1 protein-coding gene and 1 pseudogene are annotated in these 2,555 nt (G+C 63.1%); both read right to left on the bottom strand.

The features are described 5' to 3' along the window. On the bottom strand, window positions 1-1,720 hold a 1,720-nt coding region (alaS, locus tag EOA38_RS33405), incomplete at its 3' end, for an alanine--tRNA ligase (protein ID WP_127301234.1). A gap of 321 nt (window positions 1,721-2,041) precedes the next feature. Further along, window positions 2,042-2,555: pseudogene (locus tag EOA38_RS33400) on the bottom strand (DNA recombination/repair protein RecA); the annotation flags it as partial.

Genomic DNA, 2,555 nt, shown 5'->3' with positions numbered 1-2,555 from the left:
GCGCCTCGTGGATGAGATGCGTCGCGGAATGGTTGGCGCGCAGCTTCGAACGGCGCGCATGGTCGACCTTGAGCTCGACGGCAGCGCCGGTTTTGACCGTGCCGCGCGTCACCTTGCCCAAATGCACGAACAGCCCGTCGGCTTTCTTCTGCGTATCGGAAACCTCGATCGAGAAGCCGTCACCTAAGATTATGCCGGTATCGCCCATCTGGCCGCCGGATTCGCCATAGAACGGCGTCTGGTTGACGATCACGGCAACGGCGTCGCCTTGACCGGCGCTGTCGACAGTCTTGCCGTCCTTGACCAGCGCTTGGATCAGACCTTCCGCCTCTTCCGTCTCGTAGCCGAGAAAATCGGTCGCGCCCACCTTCTCGCGCACCGGAAACCAGACCGTCTCTGTCGCCGCTTCGCCCGAGCCCGCCCAATGCGCGCGCGCCTCTGCTCTCTGCCGCTCCATCGCATTGGTGAAGCCGGCCAAATCGACGGAGATGCTGCGCTGGCGCAGCGCATCCTGCGTCAGGTCGAGCGGGAAGCCGTAGGTGTCATAGAGCTTGAAGGCCGTCTCGCCGTCCAGCATGTCGCCGGCGCCGAGCGTCTCCGTCGCATCCGCCAGCAGCCCGAGTCCGCGCACCAGGGTCTTGCGGAAGCGCGTCTCCTCGAGCTTCAGCGTCTCGGTGATCAGCGCTTCGCCGCGGCTCAGTTCGCGATAGGCCTGGCCCATTTCGCGCACCAGCGCCGGAACCAGCTTCCACATCAGCGGCTCCTTGGCGCCCAAGAGCTGCGCATGGCGCATGGCGCGGCGCATGATGCGGCGCAGCACATAGCCGCGCCCTTCGTTGGACGGCAGCACGCCGTCGGCCACCAGGAAGGAGGTCGAGCGCAGATGATCCGCGATCACGCGATAGGACGCAACGTTCTCCTCATTGGGACCGTGGCCGAGCGCCGAGGACGCGGCATCGATCAGGTGCTTGAACAGGTCGGTCTCGAAGACGCTCTCCACCCCCTGCAGGATCGAAGCCATGCGCTCCAGGCCCATGCCGGTGTCGATCGACGGGCGCGGCAGATCGATGCGCTCTTCCTTCGTCACCTGCTCATACTGCATGAACACCAGGTTCCAGAATTCGAGGAACCGGTCTCCGTCCTCCTCCGGGCTGCCGGGCGGCCCGCCCCAGATGTGCTCGCCGCGGTCGATGAATATCTCCGAACAAGGGCCGCACGGACCGGTGTCGCCCATCGCCCAGAAATTGTCCGAGGTCGGGATGCGGATGATGCGATCGTCGGAGAAGCCGGCGATCTTCTTCCAGTAGCCGGCCGCCTCGTCGTCGGTGTGATAGACGGTGACCAGGAGCTTGTCCTTCGGCAGGCCGAATTCCCTGGTGATCAGGTTCCAGGCAAGCTCGATCGCGCGCTCCTTGAAATAGTCGCCGAACGAGAAATTGCCGAGCATCTCGAAAAAGGTGAGATGGCGCGCGGTATAGCCGACATTGTCGAGGTCATTGTGCTTGCCGCCGGCGCGCACGCTCTTCTGCGCGGTCGAAGCGCGCGAATAGGGCCGCTTCTCCAGCCCGGTGAAGACGTTCTTGAACTGCACCATGCCGGCGTTGGTGAACATCAGCGTCGGGTCGTTGCGCGGCACCAGCGGGCTGGAGGCGACGATCTCGTGACCCTCCTTGCGGAAGTAGTCGAGGAATGTCGACCGGATGTCGTTCACGCCACTCATGAGTACTGCCTTTTCGCGAGAACCGCCGGCTTGGCCGGCGGCAAATGGGCTTTCGGTTCCGAAGATAGATTGGCCTTTTAGCCGTAGCTCTTGACCCTGTCCAGAAACACGGAATTGGGCCAAATCAGACGTCGCCGGCGGGCCTGCGCTGCCCGCAAACGCAAACCGCCGGCACGAAGGCCGGCGGTTCGGAACGCAGTACCAAGAACTCAATTACATAAGCATATTCAGATATAATAAGATTATGGCCAAACTCCGGCCGATTGCCTCGCGCAATTCCGGACGGAAAACGCGACACACTTTTCCTGGAATTGCTCCCGCCTACACGGCGCCGGCTTCGTCCTCGAAGCCGTCGTCGCCGCCTTCGGAGCCGCCATTCTCGAGGAATTTTTCCGCGATCAGCCCGGCATTCTGCCTCAGCGCCAGCTCGATCTCGCGTGCTGTGTCCGGATTGTCGCGCAGGAACAGCTTGGCGTTCTCGCGGCCTTGGCCGAGACGCTGCGAATTGTAGGAGAACCAGGCGCCCGACTTCTCGACCACGCCGGCCTTGACGCCGAGATCGACGAGCTCGCCGGTCTTCGACACGCCCTCGCCATACATGATGTCGAACTCGACCACCTTGAAGGGCGGGGCCAGCTTGTTCTTCACCACCTTGACGCGGGTCTGGTTGCCGACCACCTCGTCGCGGTCCTTGACCGAGCCGATGCGGCGGATGTCGAGCCGCACCGAGGCGTAGAATTTCAGCGCGTTGCCGCCGGTGGTCGTCTCCGGCGAGCCGAACATGACGCCGATCTTCATGCGGATCTGGTTGATGAAGATGACCATGGTGTTGGAG

This window comes from Mesorhizobium sp. M1E.F.Ca.ET.041.01.1.1 (genome assembly GCF_003997355.1).
GTDB lineage: Bacteria > Pseudomonadota > Alphaproteobacteria > Rhizobiales > Rhizobiaceae > Mesorhizobium.
Note: the sequence above shows the minus strand (reverse complement) of the source record. Positions and strands in the feature narration are given on the sequence as shown.